Annotated in this window: 4 protein-coding genes; 2 read left to right on the top strand and 2 right to left on the bottom strand. The window is 73.1% G+C overall.

Features of this window, described 5'->3' with window-relative positions:
• A partial coding sequence (locus GRC12_RS43165) for a lactonase family protein (protein WP_208785902.1) occupies positions 1–1,086 on the top strand: 1,086 nt, incomplete at its 5' end.
• Here GRC12_RS43165 and GRC12_RS43160 read toward each other — a convergent pair.
• Complete coding sequence (locus GRC12_RS43160; protein ID WP_208785901.1) at positions 1,054–1,779, bottom strand: DUF2470 domain-containing protein; 726 nt, start codon at positions 1,777–1,779, stop codon at positions 1,054–1,056. The genes GRC12_RS43165 and GRC12_RS43160 overlap by 33 nt on opposite strands.
• Before the next feature lie 108 nt (positions 1,780–1,887).
• Positions 1,888–2,496: a TetR/AcrR family transcriptional regulator gene (locus GRC12_RS43155; RefSeq protein ID WP_208785900.1), complete on the bottom strand. Its 609-nt coding sequence runs from the start codon at positions 2,494–2,496 to the stop codon at positions 1,888–1,890.
• A 119-nt stretch (positions 2,497–2,615) separates the two neighbouring features.
• Here GRC12_RS43155 and GRC12_RS43150 point away from each other — a divergent pair.
• On the top strand, positions 2,616–3,111 hold a 496-nt coding region (locus GRC12_RS43150), incomplete at its 3' end, for a cytochrome P450 (protein WP_208785899.1).

The raw sequence follows: 3,111 nt of genomic DNA, 5'->3' as shown, positions 1-3,111 counted from the left end.
ACCTCACCGCGGCCGTCGGCCAAGCCCTCCACACCCCGCCCCGCGCCCCGGAAGTCCGGGCCGCGTCCCCTCTACATCGGCACCTACACCTCCGTCGAGGGCGGCGGCAGGGGCGTCGGACTCGCCACCTACGACCCCACCAGCGGTCGTGTCACCGGCGCCGGCACCCTCACCGGAGTGCCCGATCCGTCCTATCTGGCCGCGCATCCCGACGGCCGCACGCTGTACGCGGTGGACGAGCGGGACGACGGCGCCGTGACCGCCGTACGCCTCGCCGACCGCAAGGTCCTGGGCAGCCGCGCCACCGGCGGGGCCGGGCCCTGCCATCTGTCGGTGCATCCGAGCGGCCGCTGGCTGCTGAGCGCCAACTACGGTTCCGGCAGCGTGGCGGTGCACCCCATCGACGGCTCGGGTGCCCTGGGCAAGCGCGCCGACCTGGTCGTGCACTCCGATCCCGCACCGGGACCCGGCCAACAGGGGCCGCACGCCCACCAGTTCATCACCAGCCCCGACGGCGGCCATGTCCTCGCGGTCGACCTGGGCACGGACACCGTCTACACCTACCGCCTCGACGAGCGCACGGGCCGGCTCACCGAGGCCGCGCAGGCGCACACCCGGCCGGGCGCCGGTCCGCGCCATCTCACCTTCCACCCGGGCGGCCGTTACGCCTATCTGGCCAACGAGGTCGACGACACGATCGCGGTCTGCGCCTACGACCGGTCCAGCGGGCGGCTCAAAATCGGCGCACCGCAGTCCACGGGCTCCGGTCCTGGCACCAACTACCCGGCGCAGATCCTGGTGACCCGCAACGGCTCGTACGCCTTCCTCGCCAACCGCGGCGACAACACCCTGGCGCGCTACGCCGTCGAGGCGGACGGCGCCCGGCTGCGGCTGCTCGGCACGGTCCCGGTGTCGGGGGACTTCCCCCGGCAGATCGCCTTCTCACCGGACGGCGGGCTGCTGTTCGCGGCGAACCAGAAGTCCGGCACGGTCAGCGTGTTCCACGTCGACGACCACAGCGGTGAACTGCGGCTCGCGGGCGAGCCGTTCGCCTCACCGGTCGCGGTCTGTGCGCTGCCGCTGTAGGGCACGCGGGCAGGAGGAGGCGCTCGCCTGGGAGAGCAGGGCGTGCATGCGCTCCGTGAGCTGACCGACGTCGTCGGCGGGGGTGTGGAAGGGCAGGCGTACGTCGCCGTGGGCGCGGTTGCGTTCGATGCGCAGGGTCAGCCCGTGCCGGTCGACGGCGAGGGGCCGGACGCGGACGGCGCCGTGCAGACTGGCGTGGTCGACGAGGCGGGTGAGCCGTTCGACCGCTTCGGGGTGGCAGTCGGCGAGGTGGGTCAGCAGATGCGCCTCGGCGAGGGCGAGCGGGTCGGGCGCCGCGGCGGCGAACTCGTCGAGGTCGACCACCACCGCGCCGGACGGCTGCCGCAGCACGATCCGGGTGGGACGGAAGGCAAGTCGGTCGTCGTCGGGGATGAGGCATCCCGCGAGCCAGAGCCGGGCGCGGATCCGGCTGCGCACCGGGACGGGTGCCACGTCGGCGAACTCCAGCACGGCGGACGGCTCACCACGGGGTGCGCAGATCGCGGCCGTGAGCAGCGCGCTGTCCTCGGGCACGCTCAGCAGGACCCCGCCGTCCTCGGCCACGGTGTGCGCGCCGACGAACTCCTCGCGCCCGCCCTCGGCGGTCACCGCGCAGGACCACGCGGTGGCGAGCACCGAACGGGCCCGTTCGGCCGCGGCAGGCGCGGCCGTCCAGCTCTGGCTGTCACCCATCCCAGAACAACCTCCTTAGGTAAGCCTTGCCTAACCTATCGAAGATCGGGGCGCACGCCAACCGATCGGGACGCACGCCAACCACGGGAGGGCCGGAGCAGCACATCCTCAGGGCGCGATGACGCCCAGCAACGCCCGGGCGCACAGATCACGGATCTGCTCGCGCCCCAGCTCCGAGCCGCGCAGCCACTCCAGGCAGACGGCCGTGGTGAAGGCCAGCCAGCCCCGGACCGCGAGCCGCAGGTCGGGACGCGCGCCGGCGACCGGGCCGAACTCGGGGTCCGCCTCCAGCGCCGCGAGGATCTGACGCTCCTGCGCGGCGAGCGCCCGCTGGTAGACCCGGCGTACGGCCTGGTCCCCGGCGGCGTCGGCGCGGTGGAAGGCCCGGAAGCCGTGCGCATGGGCCTCGACGTACTCGAGGTACGTCTCCAGCCCCGCCGTGAGCTGCTCGCGCACCGGGACGCCGGGCACCGCCGCCGTCATCCGCAGCATGCGCTCGCTCTCCCGCTCGACGACGGCCGCGAAGAACTCCCGCTTGGTCGGGAAGTAGTGGTAGAGCAGCCCCCGGGAGACACCGGCGATCTCGGCGACCTGCTCGATCCAGACGTCGTCGTACGGACTCTCCGAGAACAGCCGCGCCCCCACCGACAGCAGCTGCTCCCGACGCTCACCGGTGCTGAGCCGGCGGCGCGCGCGCTCGCCCTGGTTCGCGGCCATGACCGCACTTTACTTGACGCCGGTTCAACAGCGGGACCAGACTGGGCACGCTATTGAACCCACGTACAACGACCACGTACAACGAGCTCAATCGCCGCCGGATCAAGGGAGATCACGTCATGGCGCAGACCACGACAGGGGCGGCGCTGCCGGGCGGGTTCCGCAGTGCCGAGCAGGGCTGGCCGGAGCTGCACCGCATCCCGCATCCGCCGCGCCGGCTCCCGCTGCTCGGTGACGTGCTGGGCGCCAACCGCGCCACGCCGCTGCAGGACTCCCTGCGCTTCGCCCGCCAACTGGGGCCGATCTACCGGCGCAAGGCCTTCAACCGGGAGTTCGTGTTCGTCTGGGGCGCCGATCTGGTGGCCGACCTCGCGGACGAGTCGCGGTTCGCCAAGCACGTGGGCCTCGGCGTCGCCAATCTGCGGCCCGTCGCCGGGGACGGGCTGTTCACGGCGTACAACCACGAGCCGAACTGGCAGCTGGCCCACGACGTGCTGGCCCCGGGGTTCAGCCGTGAGGCCATGGAGGCGTACCACCCGATGATGCTGGCCGTCGCCGGGCGGCTGACGGACCACTGGGACCGGGAGCAGGCGGCGGGGCGGGCGGTGGGCGTGC

It is taken from the genome of Streptomyces griseorubiginosus (genome assembly GCF_017614965.1).
In the GTDB taxonomy this organism is placed as follows: domain Bacteria; phylum Actinomycetota; class Actinomycetes; order Streptomycetales; family Streptomycetaceae; genus Streptomyces; species Streptomyces griseorubiginosus_B.
Note: the sequence above shows the minus strand (reverse complement) of the source record. Positions and strands in the feature narration are given on the sequence as shown.

What these genes read in the sequence shown, in the direction of transcription:
- GRC12_RS43160 (WP_208785901.1), bottom strand. Translation starts at nt 1,779, where the DNA reads ATGGGTGACAGCCAGAGCTGGACGGCCGCGCCTGCCGCGGCCGAACGG.
- GRC12_RS43155 (WP_208785900.1), bottom strand. Translation starts at nt 2,496, where the DNA reads ATGGCCGCGAACCAGGGCGAGCGCGCGCGCCGCCGGCTCAGCACCGGT.